24 protein-coding genes are annotated in these 23,038 nt (G+C 72.8%); 15 read left to right on the top strand and 9 right to left on the bottom strand.

Going from position 1 to position 23,038, the window contains the following annotated elements:
• Nucleotides 1–37: 37 nt before the first annotated feature.
• Complete coding sequence (locus AC1UE5_RS08010) at nt 38–961, bottom strand: hypothetical protein (protein WP_482921923.1); 924 nt, start codon at nt 959–961, stop codon at nt 38–40.
• Between the two features lie 271 nt (nt 962–1,232).
• Between AC1UE5_RS08010 and AC1UE5_RS08015 the strand changes: the two genes are divergently transcribed.
• Nucleotides 1,233–1,733, top strand: coding sequence for a MarR family winged helix-turn-helix transcriptional regulator (locus tag AC1UE5_RS08015; protein WP_482921925.1), 501 nt, complete (start codon nt 1,233–1,235; stop codon nt 1,731–1,733).
• On the opposite strand, the gene AC1UE5_RS08020 is transcribed toward AC1UE5_RS08015, so the two are convergent.
• A complete protein-coding gene (locus tag AC1UE5_RS08020; protein WP_482921927.1) occupies nt 1,730–2,848 on the bottom strand; it encodes an MFS transporter in 1,119 nt (372 codons plus the stop codon). The genes AC1UE5_RS08015 and AC1UE5_RS08020 overlap by 4 nt on opposite strands.
• A gap of 124 nt (nt 2,849–2,972) precedes the next feature.
• Between AC1UE5_RS08020 and AC1UE5_RS08025 the strand changes: the two genes are divergently transcribed.
• Nucleotides 2,973–3,749, top strand: coding sequence for a sporulation protein (locus AC1UE5_RS08025; protein ID WP_482921929.1), 777 nt, complete (start codon nt 2,973–2,975; stop codon nt 3,747–3,749).
• 12 nt (nt 3,750–3,761) lie between these two features.
• Here AC1UE5_RS08025 and AC1UE5_RS08030 read toward each other — a convergent pair whose 3' ends face one another.
• Entirely contained in the window at nt 3,762–4,208 is a 447-nt protein-coding gene (locus AC1UE5_RS08030) for a group III truncated hemoglobin (protein WP_482921931.1), read from the bottom strand.
• 20 nt (nt 4,209–4,228) lie between these two features.
• Nucleotides 4,229–4,549, bottom strand: a complete 321-nt coding sequence (locus AC1UE5_RS08035) for a GNAT family N-acetyltransferase (RefSeq protein ID WP_482921933.1) — start codon at nt 4,547–4,549, stop codon at nt 4,229–4,231.
• A gap of 51 nt (nt 4,550–4,600) precedes the next feature.
• Here AC1UE5_RS08035 and AC1UE5_RS08040 point away from each other — a divergent pair, with 51 nt between their 5' ends.
• A complete protein-coding gene (locus AC1UE5_RS08040) occupies nt 4,601–6,244 on the top strand; it encodes a YncE family protein (protein ID WP_482921935.1) in 1,644 nt (547 codons plus the stop codon).
• Here AC1UE5_RS08040 and AC1UE5_RS08045 read toward each other — a convergent pair.
• Genes AC1UE5_RS08045 through AC1UE5_RS08060 form a run of 4 tightly spaced genes read right to left on the bottom strand, consistent with a single transcriptional unit; the run spans nt 6,234 to nt 9,246 of the window.
• Nucleotides 6,234–7,277: an LLM class flavin-dependent oxidoreductase gene (locus tag AC1UE5_RS08045; protein ID WP_482921937.1), complete on the bottom strand. Its 1,044-nt coding sequence runs from the start codon at nt 7,275–7,277 to the stop codon at nt 6,234–6,236. The two genes, AC1UE5_RS08040 and AC1UE5_RS08045, sit on opposite strands and share 11 nt — an antisense overlap.
• Before the next feature lie 31 nt (nt 7,278–7,308).
• The gene (locus tag AC1UE5_RS08050; protein WP_482921939.1) at nt 7,309–7,806 is read right to left on the bottom strand and encodes a cupin domain-containing protein; all 498 of its coding nucleotides are present in this window, start codon (nt 7,804–7,806) and stop codon (nt 7,309–7,311) included.
• A gap of 1 nt (nt 7,807) precedes the next feature.
• Entirely contained in the window at nt 7,808–8,701 is an 894-nt protein-coding gene (locus AC1UE5_RS08055; RefSeq protein WP_482921941.1) for an RNA polymerase sigma-70 factor, read from the bottom strand.
• Nucleotides 8,702–8,742: 41 nt separating this feature from the next.
• Entirely contained in the window at nt 8,743–9,246 is a 504-nt protein-coding gene (locus AC1UE5_RS08060; protein WP_482921943.1) for a hypothetical protein, read from the bottom strand.
• A 176-nt stretch (nt 9,247–9,422) separates the two neighbouring features.
• Between AC1UE5_RS08060 and AC1UE5_RS08065 the strand changes: the two genes are divergently transcribed.
• The 10 genes from AC1UE5_RS08065 to AC1UE5_RS08110 all read left to right on the top strand — a co-directional run bounded on the left by AC1UE5_RS08065 (nt 9,423) and on the right by AC1UE5_RS08110 (nt 19,010).
• Nucleotides 9,423–10,325: a hypothetical protein gene (locus AC1UE5_RS08065; protein ID WP_482921945.1), complete on the top strand. Its 903-nt coding sequence runs from the start codon at nt 9,423–9,425 to the stop codon at nt 10,323–10,325.
• A 113-nt stretch (nt 10,326–10,438) separates the two neighbouring features.
• Nucleotides 10,439–11,812, top strand: a complete 1,374-nt coding sequence (locus tag AC1UE5_RS08070) for an aspartate aminotransferase family protein (protein ID WP_482921947.1) — start codon at nt 10,439–10,441, stop codon at nt 11,810–11,812.
• A gap of 27 nt (nt 11,813–11,839) precedes the next feature.
• Nucleotides 11,840–13,405, top strand: coding sequence for a PucR family transcriptional regulator (locus tag AC1UE5_RS08075; RefSeq protein ID WP_482921949.1), 1,566 nt, complete (start codon nt 11,840–11,842; stop codon nt 13,403–13,405).
• Complete coding sequence (gene ald / locus AC1UE5_RS08080) at nt 13,402–14,529, top strand: alanine dehydrogenase (protein WP_482921951.1); 1,128 nt, start codon at nt 13,402–13,404, stop codon at nt 14,527–14,529. The genes AC1UE5_RS08075 and ald overlap by 4 nt, the downstream gene beginning before the upstream one ends.
• On the top strand, nt 14,530–15,042 hold the full coding sequence (locus AC1UE5_RS08085; RefSeq protein ID WP_482921953.1) for a GNAT family N-acetyltransferase: 513 nt from the start codon (nt 14,530–14,532) through the stop codon (nt 15,040–15,042).
• Nucleotides 15,043–15,102: 60 nt separating this feature from the next.
• Nucleotides 15,103–15,498 (top strand): 30S ribosomal protein S12, encoded by a 396-nt coding sequence (gene rpsL / locus AC1UE5_RS08090; RefSeq protein ID WP_482921955.1) that lies wholly within the window; start codon nt 15,103–15,105, stop codon nt 15,496–15,498.
• 10 nt (nt 15,499–15,508) lie between these two features.
• Nucleotides 15,509–15,979, top strand: coding sequence for a 30S ribosomal protein S7 (rpsG, locus tag AC1UE5_RS08095; protein ID WP_482921957.1), 471 nt, complete (start codon nt 15,509–15,511; stop codon nt 15,977–15,979).
• 348 nt (nt 15,980–16,327) lie between these two features.
• On the top strand, nt 16,328–17,275 hold the full coding sequence (locus AC1UE5_RS08100) for a LysM peptidoglycan-binding domain-containing protein (protein WP_482921959.1): 948 nt from the start codon (nt 16,328–16,330) through the stop codon (nt 17,273–17,275).
• A complete protein-coding gene (locus AC1UE5_RS08105) occupies nt 17,272–18,396 on the top strand; it encodes a hypothetical protein (protein WP_482921961.1) in 1,125 nt (374 codons plus the stop codon). The genes AC1UE5_RS08100 and AC1UE5_RS08105 overlap by 4 nt, the downstream gene beginning before the upstream one ends.
• A complete protein-coding gene (locus tag AC1UE5_RS08110) occupies nt 18,393–19,010 on the top strand; it encodes a hypothetical protein (RefSeq protein WP_482921963.1) in 618 nt (205 codons plus the stop codon). Before AC1UE5_RS08105 ends, AC1UE5_RS08110 begins: the two co-directional genes overlap by 4 nt.
• Here AC1UE5_RS08110 and AC1UE5_RS08115 read toward each other — a convergent pair.
• Nucleotides 18,943–19,386 carry a hypothetical protein gene (locus AC1UE5_RS08115; protein ID WP_482921965.1) on the bottom strand — a complete coding sequence of 148 codons (444 nt, stop codon included), beginning with the start codon at nt 19,384–19,386 and terminating at the stop codon, nt 18,943–18,945. The genes AC1UE5_RS08110 and AC1UE5_RS08115 overlap by 68 nt on opposite strands.
• 264 nt (nt 19,387–19,650) lie before the next feature.
• Here AC1UE5_RS08115 and fusA point away from each other — a divergent pair, with 264 nt between their 5' ends.
• Together fusA and tuf are read left to right on the top strand one after the other, a co-directional pair.
• Nucleotides 19,651–21,750 (top strand): elongation factor G, encoded by a 2,100-nt coding sequence (fusA, locus tag AC1UE5_RS08120; protein WP_482921967.1) that lies wholly within the window; start codon nt 19,651–19,653, stop codon nt 21,748–21,750.
• 47 nt (nt 21,751–21,797) lie between these two features.
• Complete coding sequence (gene tuf / locus AC1UE5_RS08125) at nt 21,798–22,985, top strand: elongation factor Tu (RefSeq protein WP_482921969.1); 1,188 nt, start codon at nt 21,798–21,800, stop codon at nt 22,983–22,985.
• The last annotated feature ends 53 nt before the right edge of the window (nt 22,986–23,038 follow it).

Here is a 23,038-nt window from a genome sequence, read left to right on the forward strand (position 1 = left end):
CACGCGTCGGCATGACCTGACCGAAGGGGCGGGTGGCCTACGGGCCGCTCGCCCCTTCGTCGTTCTCGGGGCTCCCGGCGGGCGCCGGCTCGGGTGCTGACGAGCTCTCGACGGAGGGCTCGTCGTTCGGGACGATGGAGGGGCCGGGGACGTTGACGCTCGCGCCGGTGACCTCGGGCTCGCTGCTGCCGCCGGACCCGCCGGATCCGCCGCCGTCGGCCTTCGCGGTCGGCTGGGGCGCGGTGCCCCCGCCGTCGCTCGGGCTGTTGGCCGAGCGCGTCGCGTCCGTGACGCCGCTGCCGTCGTCGTCCTCGGGGAGCGGCGGGAGCGTCAGCGTCGCGGTGACGATCGGGGCCTCGAGGTCGCAGCTCTCCGAGCCGAGCTTCGTCAGGCCGGTGCGCAGGACCTCGCCGTCGCGGGCGAGCGGGGTGCGCTGGTCGCTGAGGTCGTCGACCGCGGCGAGCACGTCCGCGCGGGTCTCGGCCTGGTCGAGGGCGGTGGCGTAGTCGCGGAGGCGGTCGAGGTTGCGCTGCCAGGCGCGCTCGGCGTCCTGCTGGACCGCGCTCAGCGTGTCCGGCGTCTCCAGCGCCGCGAACGCCGTCAGCGTGTGGCTCGACCGCGACGAAACGCGGCGGACGCTCTCGAGCAGCGCGTCGCGCTGCGCGGGGTTCGTGTCCGCGTCCTGGAGCGCCGTCGCCAAGCGCTCGTCCTCCTCGGCCCGCGCCTCGTCGTTCTCGTTGAGCTCGTCGCAGACCGCGCCGACCTCGTGCTGGTAGGCCGGGATCGACACCGCGACGGCGGAGCCGCGCTCGCCGGGGAAGACCTGGTCGCGCAACGTGAACATGCCGGTCGCGACGCCGACGACGGTGCTGAGCGTCGCCAGCCAGACGCCCGGCGAGTGGAGGCCGCGCCTGCGCGGCTGCTCGTCTTCGGTCTCCGGGCCCTGCTGCCTGCGTCGCATCGCCACGCCTCCCTGCGCAGCTCCAACCCTCCCGGGGCCGGCGCGCGCCTGTCAACGGCGCGGCAGGTTCGCGGCGATGGCGCGGATTCAGGTGAACCAGCGCATGCGCGGCTGGGGCTGGCGGCGGGGCCGGATGGGCTCGGCGGAGCGGCGCTCGGAGCGCGTCGGACGGTGGAGGAGATCGCGTGGCTTGAACATGGATCACATCCTAGGACATATCTTCCTAGGAAGCAACACGCTGGGACACAAGTCACGCGGTAGGGTGGCCGGCGTGAGCGAAGAAGAGCGCGACGGCGTGGACGTGATCGTCGAGCAGTGGCGCGCGGAGCGCCCGGATCTCGACCCCTCACCCATCGGGATCGTCGGGCGCGTCTCGCGGCTGGCGCGCGAGCTGGAGGCGCGGCTCGAGCCGGTCTACCGCCAGCACGGGCTCGAGGGCGGGTTCTACGACGTGCTCGCCACGCTCCGGCGCACGGGCCCGCCGTACCGGCTGCGCCCGTCGGACCTGACGAGCACGCTGATGCTCACGTCGTCCGGGACCACCAAGCGGCTCGACCGCCTCGAGCAGGCCGGCTACATCGCGCGAACGCCCGACCCCGACGACCGCCGCGGCACGCTCATCACGCTCACCGACGCGGGGCGGGAGGTCGTCGACGCGACCACCGGCGCGCACCTGGACAACGAGCGCCGCCTCCTCGCCGCGCTGACCGCCGACGAGCAGGAGCAGCTCGCGACGCTCCTGCGCAAGCTCCGCCTCGGGCTGCCGGCCTAGCGCCGGCTGCTCGCCACGCGCCAGACAGCCGCGCCGGCCAGCCCCGCCGCCACCGCGACGGCGAACCCCGCCGCGCCGCTCGCGTCGGCGTCGGCCAGCGGCCCGGCGAGCGCCGAGCCCGCCGCGATGCCCGCCAGCGTCGCGGAGATCTGCCACGCGAACGTCTCCGTCACGGCCCCCGCGAGCGCGCGGCGGCCGAGGACGATGAACGCGCCGGCGAGCGCCGGCGCCATCAGGCCGCCCGCCGCGGCCAGCGCGCCGAGCGTCACCGCGAACGGCGGGTCGAGCAGCGCCGGCGCGAACGCCAGGCCCATCCCGCCGATGAGCAGCGCGAGCGTCGCTTCCGGCGGCCGCACCGGGGTCCGCGACGCGGCCAGCAGGCCGCCGGCGAGCGCGCCCGCGGCGAACACCGCCAGCGGCCAGCCCGCCGCGACGTCGCGCGCCTCGGCCACGGCCGGTGCCGCCACGTTCAGCGCGCCCAGCGCCATCCCGATCAGCAGCCCGATCGCCAGCACCGGCGCGACGCCCGGCGCGCGGACGGCCGCCGTCCACGCCGGGTCGGCCCGCGGTGCGGCGCGCCACGCCCGGGCGGGCGGGGAGACCGCGAACGCCACCGCCGCGACGGCGCCGCCGACCGCGGTGGCCTGGAGCGCGAACGCGGGATCGGCCACCGCCACGAGCGCCGACAGCACGAGCGGCCCGAGCACGAAGACCAGCTCCTGCAGCCCCGCCTCCAGCCGGTAGGCGGTCTCGGCCTGCTCGGCGTCGCGCGTCAGGTCCGGCCACAGCGCGCGGATCGCCGGCTCCAACGGCGGGGTCGCCAAGCCGCACACGAGGGCGAACGCGCCGGCGGCGGCCGGCGCGTCGGCGGCGGTCAACGTCAGGCCGGCCAGCGCCGCCCCGCGCACGAGCGCGCAGCCGATGATGACGCCGGGCTGGCCGCGGTGGTCGATCAGCCGCCCGAGCGGCGGCCCACCCACCGCCGCGCCGACGGCCAGGCACGCCGCGAGCACGCCGGCCAGCCCGAACGACCCGTCCTCCTCCCGCACCAGCAGGACGATCCCCAGCGGGACCATGCCCTCGGGCAGACGGCCGACCAGCACGGTGGCGAGCACGCGCGCGACGTGGCGGCGGGACAGGAGCTCGGTCAGCGGAGACAGAGGTGAAACGTATAACGCCCGGTGACGATCTCGTCTCGCGCCGCCGATCCGCGCCGCCGCTCCCCTACGGTGCGGGGCCATGGTGTTCAAGAAGCTGAAGGCAAGCCTGGGGCTCGGCGGCGGCGCGTCCGTCGAGACGACGCTCCGCTCCTCCGACGTCCGCCCGGGCGAGACGGTCGCCGGCGAGGTCGTCGTCACCGGCGGGGAGCTCGAGCAGAGCGTCAAGTACGTCGAGATCGCGCTGCAGACGCGGGTCGAGGTCGAGACGGACGACGCCGAGTACGACGCCAACCAGGTCTTCCACCGCCACCGCGTGACCGAGGCGTTCGAACTGGCGCCGGGCGCCGAGCACCGGTTCACGTTCGAGCTGACGATCCCCTTCGAGACCCCGATCAACGTCGTCGGCGGCCACCAGCTCCCGAAGGTCCAGGTCGGCGTCCGCACCGAGGTCGAGATCGCGCGCGCGGTCGACAGCACCGACCTCGACCCGCTCCGCGTCCACCCGCTGCCCGTCCAGGAGGCCGCGCTCCAGGCGATCGAGCGGCTCGGCTTCCGCTTCAAGGGCGCCGACGTCGAGAAGGGCCGCGTGCCCGGCGCGACGCTGCCCTTCTACCAGGAGATCGAGTTCCACGGCTCGTCCCGCTTCCCGGGCGTCAACGAGCTGGAGCTGACGTTCCTCTCGACGGCCCACGGAACGACGGCGATCCTCGAGGTCGACCGCCGCGGCGGCTTCCTCAGCAGCGGCACCGACGCGATCGGGCGCGTCGACCTGGGCGCGGCGCCGTCGGGCCACGTCGACGGCGCGATCGAGAGCGCGCTCCAGCAGCTCGGCCGCTCGCGCGGCCTGTTCGGCTAGCGGGAGGCGGGCCTACGCGGCTTCGCCGTCCCCGCCGTGGCGGGTGATGGCGAGGCCCGACGGGCCGACCGGCGTCGGCGCGGGGCCGGGGAAGCCCTGCAGACGGCGCAGGAACGCCTGGCCGACGCGCAGCGCGTGGATCTTGGCCTGGTTGGCGACGTCGCCGGCGAACAGCTCGTCGACCGTGCCGAACCACAGCTGGAGCCAGCGCTCGAAGTGGCCGCCCTTCAGCTCGACCTTGCCGTGCAGGACCGCGTGCGGCGCGAACGCGCCGCCGCTGTACGAGCGGCCGCCGAGCAGGACGGTCTCCCAGAACGAGGCGATCTTCGGCAGGTGCTCCTCGAGGTCGAGCTCGGCGACGTCGGTGAAGATGAACCCGATGATCGGGTCGGTCATCGCCTTGCCGTAGAAGGCGCGCACGAGGCGCTCGACGTCGTCGCGGGTCTCGATGTCCGCCATCGCCTCCAACTGTATGGCGGCTACAGGCCGAACTCCGTGCGGTACGTCTCGGGCACGAGGGCCACGTAGTCGCGGTGGCGCTGGATGTAGCCGTTGACGAAGGGGCAGAACGGCAGCACCGCCATCCCCTTCGCCCGCGCGTCGTCGAGCGCGGCGCGGATGAGCTGGGTCCCCAGGCCGCGGCCCTCGAGGCGCTCGTCGATCTCGGTGTGGGTGAACGCGATCAGCCCCGGCTTGGCGCGGTACTGCGTGAAGCCCGCGACCGCGCCGTCCACGACGATCTCGTAGCGCTGCTCGTCCGCGTTGTCGCGGACCTCCGCGGTGCCGGCATCCGTGGTCATGCCGCCACCATACGGCGCACGTCGAGCCCCATCGCTCTACGGTCCGGTGCCATGTGGGTCCGTGCACGCCGTCTCCGCTCCGCCGTCCTCGCCACCGCCGCCGCCACCGTCGCCGTGCTGGGAGCCCCAGCCGCGCAGGCGCCCGCCGCCGTGGTCGGGCCGGACGCGCAGCCCGGCGTCACGCGCCCCGCGATCCTCGTCGGCAACAACTGGGACGGCACGACCGACGTCATCGACCCCGAGACGTTCCAGCGCCTGGACCGCATCAACGTCGTGCCCGACCTCCAGCAGCGGATGCAGGAGATGGCCTTCCGCCCGGACCGGCTCGCGTTCTTCTACGCGATCCGCACGCTGATCGGCGAGGGGCACGACCAGTTCAACGACGACGTCTTCTCGTCCAACGACGGCACCACGATCTTCGTCAGCCGCCCGAGCCTGGCCGACGTCGTCGCGATCGACCTCGCCACGAAGAAGATCAAGTGGCGCGCGCCGGTCGACGGCTACCGCTCCGACCACATGGCGATCAACGCCGAGGGCACGCGGCTGCTCGTCTCGGCGTCCACCGGCAACGTCGTCCACGTCCTCGACACGGCGACCGGCGCCCGCGTCGGGGCGTTCCCGTCCGGCGACTCGCCGCACGAGAGCACGTACTCCAAGGACGGCACGCGGATCTACCACGCGTCGATCGGCCGCGTGTACCTGCCGACCGACCGGCCCGTCGTCATCAACGAGGCGACGAAGGGCGGCGAGTACTTCCAGGTCGTCGACGCGCGTACCAACCAGGTGCTCAAGAGGATCGACATGGCGAAGAAGATGGAGGAGGCCGGCTACCCGAACTTCTCGGGCGCCGTCCGCCCGATGGCGCTCTCGCCCGACGAGAAGTTCGTGTACTTCCAGCTCTCGTTCTTCCACGGCTTCGTCGAGTACGACCTGCAGGCCGACAAGGTCACCCGCATCGCCCGCCTGCCGCTGAGCGAGGAGGCCGCGAAGCTCGCGCCCGAGCAGTACCTGCTCGACTCCGCCCACCACGGCCTGGCGATGGACCCGGCGGGTGAGAAGCTCTGCGTCGCCGGCACGATGTCCGACTACGGCGCGATCGTCGACCGCCGCACGTTCAGCGCGCGCATCCTCGACGCCGGCACGAAGCCCTACTGGTCGACCAACAGCGCCGACGGCAAGTACTGCTACATCAGCTCCTCCGGCGACGACACGGTCGCGGTCATCTCGTACGTGACGGAGGAGATCGTCCACAAGATCCCGGTCGGCCGGCACCCGCAGCGCGTCCGCAACGGCGTCGTGAGCGTGAAGGTCTACCCGGAGGCGCCGCGCGCCGGCCGGCCCGCCAGCGGCCAGGGGCGCAGCACCGGCGCCAAGGCCCGCGCGCTGCGCGTCCGCGCGACGACCCGCCGCGCGCTGCGGTTCGCCGGCGGCAAGGAGCGCGTCGCATGCCGCGCCACCGCCGCCGAGCTGCGCCTCGTCCGCTGCCGGGTCGAGGTGCGCGCGGGACGCCGGCTGGTCGCCGCGGGCGAGCGGGTCGTCAAGGGCACGCCGCGCCTGGCGGTCACCGCCCGGCTCACGAAGGCCGGCCGCGCGCTCTCCCGCCGCCGCGCCGTCCCCGCGGCGCTGACGGTGAAGGCGACCGACGCGCTCGGCCGCACCGCGACGACGACGCGCCGGGTCGCGATCAGGCGGTAGCCGGCGCGCTCCACCCGATCGCCGGCGCGACGTGCTCGGCGATCGACTGCAGGAGGCGCGCGTTGTACTCGACGCCGAGCTGGTTGGGGATCGTGAAGAGCACCGTGTCGGCGGCACGGACCGCCGCGTCGCGCGACAGCTCCTCGGCCACGACGTCGGGCTCGCCGATGTAGGAGCGCCCGAACCGCGCGATGCCGCCGTCGAGGTAGCCGAGCTGGTCCTTGCCCTCGGCCCGCGCGCCGGTGCCGAAGTACGCGCGGTCCTCGTCGGTGACGAGCGGGAAGACGCTGCGGCTGACCGAGATGCGCGGCTCGCGCTCGTGCCCGGCGTCGGTCCACGCGGTGCGGTAGCGCATGATCTGCTCGGCCTGGAGCTGGTCGAACGGCACGCCCGTGTCCTCGGTCAGCAGCGTCGAGCTCATCAGGTTCATGCCCTGCGCGCCCGCCCACTCGGCCGTCGCTCGCGTGCCCGCGCCCCACCAGATGCGGTCGGCCAGGCCGGGCGACTGCGGCTGGATCGCGAGCATCGGCGGCGCAGCGTCCGCGTCCGGCCGGCCCGTGTCCGCCCGCGCGACCGGCGCGCCCGCGATCGCCTTGCGGAACACCTCGGTCTTCGCCCGCGCCAGGTCGGCGTCGCTCATCCCCTCCGGCGGCAGGTAGCCGAACGTCTCGGCCCCGCGCAGCGCCGGCTCGGGCGAACCGCGCGAGACGCCGAGCTGCAGCCGCCCGGCGCTGATGAGGTCCGCGGCCGCGGCCTCCTCTGCCATGTAGAGCGGGTTCTCGTACCGCATGTCGATCACGCCGGTGCCGATCTCGATGCGCGACGTCCGCGCGCCGATCGCCGCCAGCAGCGGGAACGGCGACGCGAGCTGCCGCGCGAAGTGGTGCACCCGCACGTAGGCGCCGTCGACCCCGAGCTCCTCGGCGGCGACCGCCAGCTCGATCGTCTGCACCAGCGCGTCCTGCGCGGTGCGCGTGCGCGAGCCCGGCGCGTCCTGCCAGTGCCCGAAGGAGAGGAACCCGATCCGCTTCACGCTTCCGACGGTACGACGCGCCGGCGCGGGCTCAGCCCACGTGCGCCTCCCAGACGCGGCTGCGCTCGTAGTGGTTGTCGAACTGCTCGGACGTCGCCGCAAGCGCGTCGTAGCCGACCTCGCCCGCGTAGGCGCGGTCGAGCAGGCGGTAGTAGTCGAACCGCGCGACGCCGGGTGTGAAGACGAACAGCACGTCCGCGTCGCGGTCCTCCGCCGGCGCGAACGCGTGCGTCACGCCGGGCGGGACGACGAGCAGGTCGCCCGTGCCGAGCGTGACGACCTCGTCGCCCAGCAGCACGTCCAGCGCGCCGTCCAGCACGAAGAAGAGCTCGGCCGAGCGGCTGTGGAAGTGCGGCGGCGCGCCCGCCGACCCGGCCTTGAGCAGCGAGCGGTTGCTCGTGAGGTGGCCGCCGGTGTCGGGCGTGTCGGCCAGCAGCGTGATGACGCTCAGCGGATCGGCGGAGAGGACCTCCGCATCGGCGGCGCGGACGATCGAGGGGGCGGGGGAGGTGCGGCTCTTGACGCTCATGTCATCCCTGACGGGCGGCGTCGCCCGGCTGTGACAGGTGAGCGAGCTTGTCGGGGTTGCGGACGATCCGGATGGTCTGGATGCGGCCGTCGACGACGTCGATCGCGAGCACGTCCCACAGCGCACCGGTGTCGCGATGGCGCGCCACGCGGCCGGGCTGGCCGTTGACCATCACGACCTCGTCCTCGAAGTCGCCGAGCAGCCGGCGCCACTCGTGGATCTTCGCGACGAACTTCGCGACCTTCGTGCTCCCCGCGACCGGCTTCTTGGCCGCCTGGACCTTGCCGCCACCGTCGCCGTAGAGCACGACGTCGTCGGCGAGCATCTCCTCCAGTCCTTCCAGGTCGCCGTCCTCGGCCGCCGCGAGGAAGCGCTCGAGCAGCGCGCGGCGGGCGTCGGGATCGGGGTCGAACCGCGGCCGCTCCGCCTCCAGCCGCCGCTTGGCGCGCACCACGAGCTGGCGGCAGTTCGCCTCGCTCTTGCCCACGATCTCGGCGATGCGCGGGTAGTCGTAGGCGAACACCTCGCGCAGCAGGAACGCCGCCCGCTCGACCGGCGACAGCTGCTCCAGCACGACGAGGAACGCCTGCGAGAGCGAGTCGGCCAGCTCCGCGTGCGCGCCGGGCCCCGGCGCAAGGTCCTCCAGCAGCGGCTCCGGCAGCCACGGCCCGACGTACGTCTCGCGCTGCACGCGCGCGAGGCGCAGGTGGTCGATCGACAGCCTCGTCGCGACGGTCGTGATCCACGCGGCCGGCTCGTCCGGCTCCGGCTCGGTCCGTGTCAGGCGGAGCAGCGCCTCCTGGGCGACGTCCTCGGCGTCGGCGACGGAGCCGAGCATCCGGTAGGCGATGGCGAAGCCGCGGCGGCGCAGCGCGTCGAGATCGGTCACAGGCATCGCCAGCCTGACGGATCAGCCGGCCGTCCCGTGACATCGCCTCACGCGCGCGCGTGCGTGCGCGCCCACTCCCGCAGCTCGTCGGCGTGCCGCGCGACGAGCCCCTCCGCCGGCGTGGTCTCGACCAGGAGCGTCGGGGCGCCACGCTGCTCGGCCCACGCCCGGCACGCGTCGTTGAACGCGTCGTCGATCCACGCGAGCGGCCGCCCGTCCGCGTAGCGGTCGATGGCCGCGAGCTTCCAGTGGCCGGGCGTCGTCGCGCCAGCTTCGGTCTCGCGGTCGAACGAGAGGAACGGCCACGGGCCCAGGCCGAGCGCGGAGGGAAGGTGGTCGTTCGCCCGTTCCTCCCATCCCGTGCACCACACCGGGAAGTAGTCCGACACGAGGGCGAGGAGGTGCTCGGCGGCCTCGACCGAAAGGAAATGGACGACGCCTTCCACGGACGTGAAGGTGCCAAGTGGACGGCTGTGCTGGGGGAACCCCCACAGCGAGATCACGCCGTCGACGTCGATCAGGAGCAGTGGTTTCGCTGGATCTGCAGGCATTTGGGAAGCGATGTGCAGGCTTTAGGAGGGCGGAAGCGGGTTACCGCTACGCTGCCGGGGAACGATCCGCCCTATCAAGCGGAGGGTCATGCGTGCCGATTGGTTTGGGGGCAAGCCGATGGTGCCGCAAGGACCGCAAGCTCCGCCGGGCAACCTCGTTCACAGCTTCTGACTGAATGACTCTTCACCTGGGCATCCTGCTCGCGCTGCTCTGCGCGTTCGCTTCGAACCTCGCGTTCTTCTACAAGCACCGCGGCGCCTGCGAGGCGTGCGCGGTCGACATCCGCCACCCCTTCAAGACCGCCAAGTCGCTGTGGTCCTCGAAGTGGTTCGCGGCCGGCATGGGCATCGGCGCCGGCGCGTGGATCCTCCACGTCGCCGCCATCTCGCTCGCACCGCTGTCGGTCGTCCAGGCCGTCCTGTCGGGCGGCGTCGCGCTCCTCGCCGTGATGGCGGAGAAGATCTTCGGCCTGCAGACCACGCCGCGCCAGTGGTGGGGCCTCGGCCTCACGGCGCTCGGCCTGATCCTGCTCGGCTTCACGCTGCCGGTCTCGCACGACTCGCACGCGACGTTCTCGCTGCCGGCCATGATCGCCTTCGAGGCGGGCCTCTTCGGCGTCGGCGCGCTGCTGATCATGGGCCCGCGCATCGGCGGCCCGGCCGAGCACCACGGCATCATGCTCGCCGCCGCCTCGGGCATCCTCTTCGGCGTCTGCAACGTCGGCGTCAAGGCGCTGACGGGCATGATCGGCGACGAGGGGCTCCTCATGGGCCTGCTCTCGCCCTGGACGCTCGTCGCGATCGCCGGCTCGGTCGCCGCGTTCTACGCCTCGGCCCGCTCGCTGCAGGACGGCGAGGCGGTCTCGGTCATCGCCATCACCGGCACGGCCGCGAACATCAGCGTCATCGCCGGCGGCCTCATCGTCTTCGGCGACCCGATGCCCGGCACCACGCTCGGCATCATCGGCCAGGCCGTCGCGTTCCTCCTCGTGATCGTCGCCTCGGCCCTCACCCCGGCCCCGGTCCGCGCGGCCGAGGGCCAGGGCCGCGCCGGCGCCCCGGCGCCCGCGGCCGCCTGACGAACGTCTGACACCCTGTCCGCGTCGCTGTACGGAACGTCCAGCGGCGCGGCGCAGGCTCGGCCATCCCGTCACTAGAGCCCGCCGACACGGCGGGCGTAGTGTTGCCTCGCATGGCCACCACGGAGCAGTCGCTCTCAACGCTGCAGGAGCAGGCCAAGCGCCACCTGTGGCTGCACTTCAGCCGCATGGGGAACTTCGCGGACGGGCAGGAGATCCCGATCATCGTCCGCGGTGATGGGTGCCACGTCTGGGACGAGCACGGCAACCGCTACTTCGACGGCCTGAGCGCCCTGTTCTGCGTGAACATCGGGCACGGCCGCGCGGACGTCGCGCAGGCCGGCGCCAAGCAGGCCGAGGAGCTCGGGTTCTACACCAACTGGAACTACGCGCACCCGCGCGCGATCGAGCTGGCGACCCGCATCGCCGACCTCGCGCCCGGCGACCTCAACCGCGTGTTCTTCACCAGCGGCGGCGGCGAGGCGGTCGAGTCCGCCATCAAGCTCAGCCGGCAGTACCACAAGCTCACCGGCAACCCGAACAAGACGAAGATCATCGCGCGCGAGATCGCGTACCACGGCACGACGCTGGGCGCGCTCTCCGCGACCGGCATCACGTCGCTGCGCGCGCCGTTCGAGCCGTTCACGCCCGGCGGCTGCCACGTCCCGAACACCAACCAGTACCGGATGAAGCCCGGCTACGGGATGGAGACGCTCGCCGACGCGGTCGAGGAGCGCATCCTCTTCGAGGGCCCCGAGACCGTGGCCGCGGTGATCATGGAGCCGGTCCAGAACGCGGGCGGCTGCTTCACGCCGCCGGAGGGCTACTGGCAGCGGGTCCGCGCGATCTGCGACAAGTACGACGTCCTGCTGATCTCCGACGAGGTCATCTGCTCGTGGGGCCGGCTGGGCGAGTGGTTCGGCGCGCAGCGCTACGACTACCAGCCGGACATGATCACGACGGCGAAGGGCATCACGTCCGCGTACGCGCCGATGGGCGCCGTGATCGCGTCGGACAGGGTGAGCGAGCCGTTCCTCGACGGCAACGCGTCCTTCCTGCACGGCTTCACGTTCGCCGGCCACCCGATCGCCTCGGCGGTCGCGCTGGCCAACATCGACGTGATGGAGCACGAGGGCGTGCTCGAGAACGTCCGCGAGAACGAGCCCGTCTTCCGCGGGATGCTCGACTCGCTGCGCGACATCCCGATCGTGGGCGACGTGCGCGGCGCCGGGTACTTCCACGCCATCGAGCTCGTCAAGGACCAGGGCACGAAGGAGAGCTTCAGCGACGAGGAGTCCGACTGGCTCCTGCGCGACTTCCTCTCCGGCGAGCTGTTCAAGCGCGGCCTGATCTGCCGCGCGGACGACCGTGGCGACCCGGTCATCCAGCTCTCGCCGCCGCTCATCGCGCAGGCGGAGCACTTCGAGGAGATCGAGGGCATCCTCCGGCCGGTGCTGGAGGAGGCCGCGGCCAAGCTCCGCGGCTAGCCCCGCAGGAGAGACCAGGAGGACCCGATGCTGACGATCCGCGAGCTCCTCGGCGACCTCGACGTGGAGGTGCTCGCGGGCGAGGACGCGCTCGACGCGCCCGTCCGCTGGGTCCACATCACCGAGCTCGTCGACCCGACCCCGTGGCTGTCGGGCGGCGAGCTGCTGCTCACCACCGGCCTGCAGCTGACGACCGAGGCGTGCCAGCGCGAGTACGTCGAGCGCCTGGCCGCCCACGGGCTGGCCGGGCTCGGCGTCGGCGTCGGGTTCGGCTTCGACACGGTGCCCGACGCGCTCGTCGAGGCGGCCCGCGAGCGCGACTTCCCGCTGCTCGAGATCCCGTACGAGCTGCCGTTCATCGCGGTCACCGAGCACGCGTTCACGCAGCTCGTCAACGAGCAGTACGCGCTGCTGCGCCGGTCGATCGCCGCGCAGGAGCGGCTCCAGCGCGTCGTGCTCGCCGAGCGCGGCCTCGACGGCATCGTCGGCGCGCTGGCCGGCCTCGTCGGCGGCGCGGCGCTGGTGCTCGACGCGCGCGGGACGGTGCTCGCCTCGCGCTCGTTCCGGCGGCCGCTGGACGAGCCGCAGGTCGCGGCCATCGCGGCGGAGGCCCGGCGGCGCGCCCGCGACGGTGACCCGCAGCCGTTCACCCCCGACGCCGCCGACCTCGCCGGCCGCGCGCTCGTGCTCCCCGTCGGCGGCACGCCCGCGGACCGCAGCGCGCAGGCGTGGGTCGCGTGCGTCAAGGACGCGGGCGGGTTGGCGGAGGTCGACCGGCTCGTGCTCCACCAGGGCGTCACGGTCGTCGCGCTCGAGCTGCTGCGCCGCCGCGTCGCCGACACCACCGAGCGGCGGCTGGCCGGCGACGTGCTGCAGGCGCTGGCGACCGGCGAGCTGCACGGGCCCGAGCTCGCGCGGCGGCTGGAGCCGTTCCGCCTGGGCGACCGCGTCTGCGTGCTGTCGCTCGACCACGCCGACGAGCAGGCGCTGACGGCGGCGATCGACGCCGAGGCGCTGCCCGCGCTCGTGGCGTCGGAGGGCGGCCGCGCCACCGCGCTGCTCCCCGCGCTCCCCGACGACGAGCTGCTCGAGCTGGGCGAGCGCGTGCGCGCACGCGTGGCGGCCGAGGTCGGCCCCGCGCAGACCGTCCACGCGGGCGCGGGCCGCGCGGTACCGGCGGGCGACGCGCGCCGGGCGCTGCACGAGGCGCGGTTCGCGCTGGAGGCCCGCACGCTGAGCAACGGCGCCGACCCGTCCAAGCCGCTGCTCGGCACGTGGCGCGACCTCGGCTCCTTCCAGCTCCTGCTGTCGCTGCAGGACCACGAGGCGCTGCGCCTCTACTGCGACTCGCTGCTCGGTCCGATCGAGGCCGGCGAGGGGCAGTACGGCGGAGAGCTCATGCGGTCGCTGGAGGCGTTCATCGAGTGCAACGGGCAGTGGGAGCGGGCGGCGCAGCAGCTCTACTGCCATCGACACACGCTGCGCTACCGGATCCGGCGCATCGAGGAGCTGACGGGGCGGGACCTGTCGAGCGCCCGCGACCGGATCGAGTTCTGGCTCGCTTTGCGAGGGAAGGAGATCGCCGCGCGATGAAGGTCGGGGTACCCACGGAGATCAAGCAGGACGAGTACCGGGTCGCGCTCACGCCGTCGGGCGTGCGCGAGCTGGTCGACCGCGGCCACGCGGTCGTCGTGCAGGCGGGCGCGGGGGAGGGGTCGGCGATCACCGACGCCGACTACGCGGCCCAGGGCGCGGACATCCTGCCCGACGCGGACGCCGTGTTCGCGGCCGCCGACCTGATCGTGAAGGTCAAGGAGCCGCAGCCCGAGGAGGTCGGGCGGCTGGAGGCGCGGCACCTGCTGTTCACCTACCTGCACCTCGCGCCCGCGCCCGAGCTGACGCGCGGCCTGTGCGACACCGGTGCGACGTGCATCGCGTACGAGACCGTCGAGGACGCCGCGGGCCGGCTGCCGCTGCTCGCGCCGATGAGCGAGGTCGCGGGCAAGATCGCCACGCAGGCCGGCGCGTTCATGCTGGAGAAGCCACTCGGCGGCCGCGGCATGCTGCTCGGCGGCGTGCCGGGCGTCGCGGCCGGGCGCGTGATGGTGATCGGCGGCGGGGTCGTCGGCCTGAACGCCGCGCTCATCGCGATCGGGATGGGCGCCGAGGTCTACGTGCTCGACAAGTCGATCGACCGGCTGCGCGACGTCGAGATCCTGTTGAACGATCGCGCGTCGACCGTGTACTCGTCGACGCTGGAGATCGAGCAGCTGCTGCCGCAGGTCGACCTCGTGATCGGCGCGGTGCTCGTCCACGGCGCCAAGGCGCCGCACGTCGTCACGCGCGAGCAGCTGTCGCTGATGCGGCCCGGCAGCGTGCTCGTCGACGTCGCGATCGACCAGGGCGGCTGCTTCGAGACGTCGCGCCCGACCACGCACTCCAACCCGACGTACGAGGTCGACGGCATCACCCACTACTGCGTGGCGAACATGCCCGGCGCGGTGCCGATCACGTCGACCTACGCGCTGACCAACGCGACGATGCCGTACCTGCTGCGCCTGGCCGACGACGGCGTGCGCGCGCTGGAGCAGGACCCGGGCTTCCTCGCGGGCCTGAACGTGTGCGGCGGTGAGGTCACCCACGAGCCGGTCGCGCGCGACCAGGGGCTGCGGTACGTGCCTCCGGCGGTCGCGCTCCAGCAGTCGCTGGCGGCGTAGGTGGACGTGGAGCTGCGCCGCGGCGGCGCGGGCGACCTGGAGTCGCTCGCGCCGCTGTGGATCGCGGTCCACCACCGGCACGCCGAGTCGATGCCGGAGCTGGCGCCGTACGTCGGCGACGACGAGACCTGGGCGGCGCGGCGGGCGCTCTACGCCGAGCTGCTCGCCAAGCCCGACACGGTGCTGCTGCTGGCGCGCTCCGGCGCCGAGCTCGTCGGCTACGGCCTCGCGCACGTGATGCCGCGCGCGGGGTCGTGGCTGGAGGACACGTGGGTGACCGGCGCGCGCGTGGGGGAGATCGAGTCGCTCGGCGTGCTGCCGGCCTGGCGCGGCGCCGGGATCGGGAGCGCGCTGCTCGACGGCCTGGAGGCCGCGCTGGCCGAGGACGGGGTCGAAGACCTCGTGCTCGGCGTGCTGCCCGGCAACGACGCGGCGATCCGGCTGTACGAGCGGCGCGGCTACCGGCCGACTTGGGCGTACCTCTCGAAGCTCGCCGGCCGCCCGGCGGTGTAAGGTCACCAGCCGGTCGTCGCCGCGGGAGCGCTCGCTCCTGCTGCTACTCTCCGCTGTCGCATGCCGACGACCTCGCAGCTGATCCGCAAGGGACGCACCCCGAAGACCAAGAAGCTGGCCACCCCGGGCCTCAAGTCCGGCAAGGGCCGCAAGAAGAAGGTCGCTGCGCCGCAGCGGCGCGGCGTCTGCACCCGTGTCTACACCACCACGCCGAAGAAGCCGAACTCGGCCCTGCGCAAGGTGGCTCGTGTCCGCATCTCCGGCGGCATCGAGGTCACGGCCTACATCCCCGGCGAGGGGCACAACCTTCAGGAGCACTCCGTGGTGCTCGTCCGCGGCGGCCGCGTCAAGGATCTCCCTGGCGTCCGCTACAAGGTCGTCCGCGGCACGCTCGACGCCGCCGGCGTGAGCGACCGCAAGAAGGCCCGCTCGCAGTACGGCGTCAAGAAGAAGTAACGGACTTTCCATGCCTCGTCGCGCAGCAGCTTCCATCCGGACCATCGAGCCGGACCCCGTCCACCGCTCCCGGCTGGTCACCCAGGTCGTCAACAAGGTCATGCTCGACGGCAAGAAGAGCACGGCCGAGGGGATCGTCTACGACGCGCTGGCCATCCTGGCCGAGCGCACGGGCAAGGATCCCATCGAGGCCCTCGAGGCCTCCATCAAGGCCCTGACCCCGCAGCTCGAGGTCCGCTCCCGCCGCGTCGGCGGCGCGACCTACCAGGTCCCCGTCGAGGTCCCGGCGCGCCGCGCCCGCACCCTCGCGGTCCGCTGGCTCGTCGAGTTCGCGCGTCAGCGCCGCGAGAAGACGATGGCCCAGCGCCTCGCCAACGAGCTGCTCGACGCGACCAACCAGCAGGGCGGCGCGTTCAAGCGCAAGGACGACATCTACCGCATGGCGCAGGCCAACAAGGCCTTCGCGCACTACCGCTGGTAGCCGATCGCCGCCTGAGCGGCCCTCCCGGCGCCTCGCCGCACCGACGAAGACGAGACGGACGGTCGTCCAGTCTCATCTCCGCCGGCGCACCGAGCCATCCGGGATAGCTCGCTCAGATCGACGACCAGACGCGTCCGCGTCATCCGCATGCGATTTGCCGAAGGGCGCCCACCGGGCGCCCTTCGTCGTCCTGGGACGCGCGTGCCATGTGAAGGCCCTGTTCGTGTGGGTGATCTTGTGCGGTGAGCGGGTAGGGTGGGCTTCGCGGGCCGTCGGGAGCGGCTCGACCCGGCGGCGGGGAGCGCCGTGAGAGGGAGGTTCGGGGTGCAGGGACCCTGGCTCGAAGACGTGCCCAGAGACGTGGTCGGCCGCGGGGTCCCCGTGGACGTCCTCCGCCGCCCGGTGGCGGTGCTGCTCGCGACGCTGCTCGCAGGCGGGACGGTCGGCGTGCCCGCAGCCGCGGCGGCGACGCGCGCCAAGAGCGACGACGACACGACGAGCGCCGCGGACGCGCTCGCCGCGCCCGGCGCGGCGGACGAGGACAGCAGCGGCGCCGAGGACGGCGACAGCCGCGACGCGCCGGCGGTCGAGGCGACGGACGCGGTCGGCGACACGCAGCCCGCGCCCGCCCCGGCGCCGCCCGCGCCGGAGCCGGAGACCGCGCCGGTCGTCGAGGACGCGCCCGCCCCGGTCGTGGCGGCCCCGCCGCCTGCGCCCGCGCCAGATCCCGCAGCCGCGGCCGCGAGCGCCGTGCTCGACGCCGACGCCGCCACGCCGCCCCCGGCCCCCTCGGCTGCGACGCCGGCGCCGGTGCCCGAGCCCGCCCCCGCGGTCCCGGCGGCGCCCGCCCCGGCGCCCGCGCCTGCCCCGGCCGCGGAGGCCGTGCCGGCGGACGAGGAACCCGCACCCGCACCCGCCGCGCGCCCCGCCGCCCGTGAGCAGGACCGCGCCACGCCCGCGCCCGCGACCCGCGCGCGGGACCGCGCCACCACCGCGCCGGCCGCACCCGCCGAGACGGCGCCCGCGCCCGCCCCCGCCCCACCAGCCCCGCCGGAGACCACCGCGGCGCCGGCCCCGGCCCCGGCCGTTCCCACCACCACCCGCGCCAAGCGCGGCGAGACCATCACCGTCCGCGCCGGCGACTCGCTCTGGCGCATCGCGCAGCGCGCCCTCCCGTCGGACGCGACAACCGCCGAGATCGCGCAGGAGGTGCGGCGCCTGTGGGAGCTCAACCACCAGCGGCTGGGGCTCACCAGCCCGGACCTGATCGCGGTCGGCATGGAGCTGCGCACGTGAGCCGACGTATCCTCGCCACCGCCGCGCTCGCCACGGCCGCCGCGCTCGCGCTGCCCGCCGCCGCGAGCGCCACCACCGTCGCCGCGGGGACACTGCGGGACGCCGCCGGCGCGCCGGTCGCCGGCACCGTCACCGTCTTCGGGTGGCCCCACACCGCCACGGAGACGCAGCTCCCCGAGCTCGGGCGCGCCGACGCCGGCGCCGACGGCCGCTATCGCGTCCGCGCGGCGGATCCCGCCCAGGTCGAGCAGCTCGCCGCCGAGCGCGGGGGCGTCCTCGACGTGCTCATCCAGTACCAGACGGCCGCGGGCACCGGCCAGCAGGTCAAGACGGCCGACTTCGGCAGCGACAGCGGCGCGAAGGCCCGTGCCGCGGCCGACGAGCCGGCGGCCAAGGCCGACCTCCCGGTCATGTTCCCGCCGCCCGCCACGACCGCGACCGCGGAGCCCACCGCCCGCGCGGCCCAGGTCCGGATGCCGTGCCTGTCGCCGACCCTGATCCCGCTCGAGTCCAAGGTCGCCCCGACGGTGATCGGCGAGCTGAACAACGTCTACCGCGACGCGCGAGCCAACTTCGCCTACGGGCAGAAGGCGGACTCGTCCTTCGACGTCGCGTTCCGCCCGGACGGCGGCGGCTGGGGTGGCGGCGGCGACAACAAGGTCACCAACGCGATCGAGAACCAGGTCGACATCAACGGCCGGACCGGCCCGTACTCTCGGCAGATCACGTCGGAGTTCAAGTACGTCCGCTACTTCTCGATGAGCCGCTGCCTCGGCATCCCGAGCGGTGAGACGATCCGCGCCGAGGAGTGGATCGGCGGCGTCGACGACGCCCGCAAGCAGCGCGGCACGCTCCGCGTCTGCCCGAAGGAGAAGCGCCAGCAGACCGTCAGCTACGTCGGCGGCGCCGGCTTCCGCCGGGCCGCGACCGACGCCACCGAGTGGGCCGCGGGCGTGAACGTGTTCGGCGTCGGCCTCAACGTCAAGAGCGGGTTCTCCAAGTGGGTCCGCGTCTCCTACCGCTTCGGGAACAAGCGCGGCAAGCGCTATTACCTGTGCGGCAACAAGGGGCGCAGCCCGCACACGGGCGGGCGCATCTTCAGCGGCGTCAAGGCATCGTGACGCGCCGCCGGCCCGTCCTGCTGACCGCCGCGGCGCTCGTCGTCGCGGCGGTCGCGCTCGCCGCCGTGCTGCTGATCGGCAGCGGTGGCGACGAGCAGCGGGACGGGCCGCTATACGCTGCCGACGCGAACGAGGTGGCGATCTCCGTCCGGCCCGGCGCGACGCTCACGTTCGGCCAGCCGATCTACCGCAACTCGTCCTCCGAGCCGCTCCGGCTGCTCGAGGCGCGGCTGGTCGGTCCGGGGGCCGGGGCGCTCGACGTCGTGGACGTCCGCACGGCGGGCGTCGACCGCGAGCTCGGCGGCATCGGCGTCGACCGCGTCTTCCCGCCGTCCGACGCGGACGGGCTGGGGGAGCTGCGACCGCTGCGCGGGACGCCGGTCCCGCCTGCGGCCGGCGACCCCGCCGACATCGGCGTCGAGCTGCTGTTCGCGCTGAAGGCGCCCGCCGAGGGGCGCCACGTCGTGCGGGGCGTCGAGGTGACCTACGAGGCCGGCGGCGAGACCTATACCGACACGCTCCCCGACGCCCTGTCGGTCTGCGTCGTCACTCCTCCGGAGCCTGAGACCGCCGACTGCCCGTTCCCCGGGACTCCCGAGGGCGACGTCGGCTAGCGCCCGGCGCGCCCGCGCCGAGCAGCAGATGCAGCCCGCCGGAGAGCACGAGCAGCGCCCCCGCGAGCGTCTCGACGTAGAAGCCCGATCCCGGCGCCGCCTCGGCGCCCTCGTAGCGGTCGCCGTAGAGCCCCTCCTCGAGCGCCGCCGGCAGGTCCACGGTGAAGGCGACCACCAGCACCACGACCCCGAGCCCCGCCAGCGCGAACATCGACGGCCGTGCGCCGCGGAGCGCGCCGAGCGCCATCGGCACCGCCGCGAGGCCCAGGAGGAGCATCGCGACCGAGTGATGGTCGAGCCCGCTCTGGGTATCAAGAACAGCCTCGCCCGTGGTCACCTCGATCAACGTCATGAACGTCGAAACGACGAGCAGCAACCCCGCTACGATGGCCACTCCGGAGAGCGCCGTGCGAGCCCTTGTGAAGGCCTCGCGACGCCCCCGGGAAGCCCGGTCCCTCGTGCTATAGTCGTTGGTCGCGTCCGAGGCGGATGCGCTCATCTGCGCGCCTCCTGGAGCGTCTCAGCAGGCGATGGAGACCACGACCACATAAGGCTCGGCCGACAGCACTTCGCTGTGACGTGAACGGGCCCGCTGGGCCCGTTTTCTCTTTCCACCACGCCGACCCCCACTCCACTTTTCATGCCACGTAAGTTCCCGCTCGAGAAGACCCGGAATATCGGGATCATGGCGCATATCGACGCCGGCAAGACCACCACCACCGAGCGCATCCTCTACTACACGGGGCGCACCCACAAGATCGGTGAGGTCCACGAGGGCGCGGCCACGATGGACTGGATGGAGCAGGAGCAGGAGCGCGGCATCACGATCACGTCGGCCGCGACGACCGCTGCCTGGCGCGATCACCGCATCAACATCATCGATACGCCGGGCCACGTCGACTTCACCGTCGAGGTGGAGCGCTCCCTGCGCGTGCTCGACGGTGCGATCGCGCTGTTCGACTCCGTCGCCGGCGTCGAGCCGCAGTCCGAGACCGTCTGGCGCCAGGCCGACAAGTACTCCGTGCCGCGCATCGCGTTCATCAACAAGATGGACCGCATGGGCGCGGACTTCGAGATGTCCGTCCGGACGATGAAGGAGCGCCTCGGCGCGACCGCCGTCCCGGTCCAGCTCCCGTGGGGCGCCGAGGCCGACTTCAAGGGCATCGTCGACCTGATCGGCATGAAGGCCATCCACTACCTGGATGAGCTCGGCAAGGAGCAGGAGATCATCGAGATCCCCGAGGAGCTCAAGGCCGCCGCCGAGGAGGCGCGCGAGCTGCTCATCGACGAGGTCTCGAACTACGACGACGAGCTGGCCGAGATGTACCTCGAGGAGGGCGACGTCCCGGAGGAGCGCCTGAAGGCCGCCATCCGCAAGGCCGTCCTCGACATCGCCATCACGCCGGTCTTCTGCGGCTCCGCGTTCAAGAACAAGGGCGTGCAGCCCCTGCTCGACGCGGTCATCGACTACCTGCCGTCCCCGCTCGACGTCCCGGCCGTCACCGGCCAGGAGGTCCGCAAGGGCGAGGAGGTCGGCGAGGTCGAGCGCAAGGCGTCCGACGACGAGCCGTTCTCGGCGCTGGCCTTCAAGATCATGGCCGACCCGTTCTTCGGCAAGCTCGCGTTCTTCCGCGTCTACTCCGGCAAGCTCGACAAGGGCTCGCAGGTGCTCAACGCCACCACGGGCAAGTCCGAGCGCGTCGGCCGCCTGCTCGAGATGCACGCCAACACGCGTGAGGATCTCGACACGGTCTACGCGGGCGACATCGCTGCCGCCGTCGGCCTGAAGTCGGCCGTCACCGGTGACACGCTGTGCGCCCCGGACAAGCCGGTCCGCCTCGAGTCGATCGACTTCCCGGAGCCGGTCATCAAGGTGGCCGTCGAGCCGAAGACGAAGGTCGACCAGGAGAAGATGGGCGTCGCGCTCCAGCGCCTCGCCGAGGAGGATCCGACCTTCCAGGTCGCGACCAACGAGGAGACCGGCCAGACCGAGATCTCCGGCATGGGCGAGCTCCACCTCGACATCATCGTCGACCGCATGAAGCGCGAGTTCAAGGTCGAGGCGAACGTCGGCCGGCCGCAGGTGTCCTACCGCGAGACGGTCAAGGGCACCGCGCAGAAGGTCGAGGGGCGCTTCGTCCGTCAGACCGGCGGCTCGGGCCAGTACGGCATCGTCTACATCGACCTCGAGCCGGCGCCCGGCGAGGGCTTCGACTTCGTCAACAAGATCAAGGGCGGCGCCATCCCGACGGAGTTCATCCCGTCGGTGCAGAAGGGCATCGAGGAGGCGCTGGACAACGGCGTCAAGGCGGGCTACCCGCTGGTCGACGTCCGCGCCACCCTGGTCGACGGCAAGTTCCACGAGACGGACTCGTCGGAGATCGCCTTCAAGATCGCGGGCTCGCTCGCGCTCCAGGAGGCGGCCAAGCGTGCGAAGCCGATCCTGCTCGAGCCGATCTTCGCGGTCGAGGTCGTGACCCCGGAGGACTTCCTCGGCGACGTCATCGGCGACCTCAGCCGTCGGCGCGGTCGCGTCGAGGGCCAGGACCGCCGCGGCAACGCGCTGGCGGTCACCGCCAAGGTCCCGCTGTCCGAGATGTTCGGCTACGTGAACGACCTGCGCTCCAACACCCAGGGGCGCGCGTCCTACACGATGCAGTTCGACTCGTACGACGAGGTCCCGCCGAACATCGCCGAGAAGGTCGTCGGCGAGCGCGCCGGCAACGCCGACGCGGCCTAGTCTTAGTACTTTCCAACGGTTTCCAGTTCCCAGAGGAGAAAGCCACAGTGGCCAAGGAGAAGTTCGAGCGCAACAAGCCTCACGTCAACGTCGGCACGATCGGTCACATCGACCACGGCAAGACGACGCTGACGGCTGCCATCACGAAGGTGCTGTCTGACACGTACGGCGGCCAGGCGCGCTCCTTCGACGAGATCGACAACGCTCCTGAGGAGAAGGAGCGCGGGATCACGATCGCCACGTCGCACGTCGAGTACGAGACGGAGAACCGTCACTACGCGCACGTCGACTGCCCCGGCCACGCGGACTACGTGAAGAACATGATCACGGGCGCCGCGCAGATGGACGGCGCGATCCTCGTGGTCTCGGCGGCGGACGGCCCGATGCCGCAGACGCGTGAGCACATCCTGCTCGCCCGTCAGGTCGGCGTGCCGTACATCGTCGTCTTCCTCAACAAGGCCGACATGGTCGACGACGAGGAGCTCCTCGAGCTCGTCGAGGTCGAGGTCCGCGACCTGCTGTCCGAGTACGACTTCCCGGGCGACGACATCCCGTTCGTCACCGGCTCGGCGCTCAAGGCGCTCGAGGGCGACGCGGAGTACACGCAGAAGATCCTCGATCTCGCCGAGCAGCTCGACACCTACATCCCGGAGCCGGAGCGTCCGCTCGACCGCCCGTTCCTGATGCCGGTCGAGGACGTCTTCTCGATCACCGGCCGCGGCACCGTCGCGACCGGCCGCATCGAGCAGGGCGTCATCACCACCGGTGAGGAGGTCGAGATCGTCGGCATCGAGCAGGAGACGTCCAAGACGGTCGTCACCGGCGTCGAGATGTTCCGCAAGATCCTCGACCGCGGCGAGGCCGGCGACAACGTCGGCTGCCTCCTCCGCGGCACGAAGCGCGAGGAGATCCAGCGCGGGCAGGTCCTCTGCAAGCCGGGCTCGATCACCCCGCACACGAAGTTCAAGGCCGAGGTCTACGTCCTCAAGAAGGAGGAGGGTGGCCGTCACACCCCGTTCTTCACGGGCTACCGGCCGCAGTTCTACTTCCGCACCACCGACGTGACCGGCTCCGCGCACCTCCCCGAGGGCGTCGAGATGGTCATGCCGGGCGACAACGTCCAGATGGAGATCGAGCTCATCCAGCCGATCGCCATGGACGCCGGCCTCCGCTTCGCCATCCGTGAGGGTGGCCGCACGGTGGGCTCCGGCGTCGTGACCGAGATCCTGCAGTAGGGAAGCTGGAGTAGCCAAACGTGTCCTCTGGGGGCGGGTCGCACGACCCGCCC

Source organism: Parviterribacter multiflagellatus, from assembly GCF_056863265.1.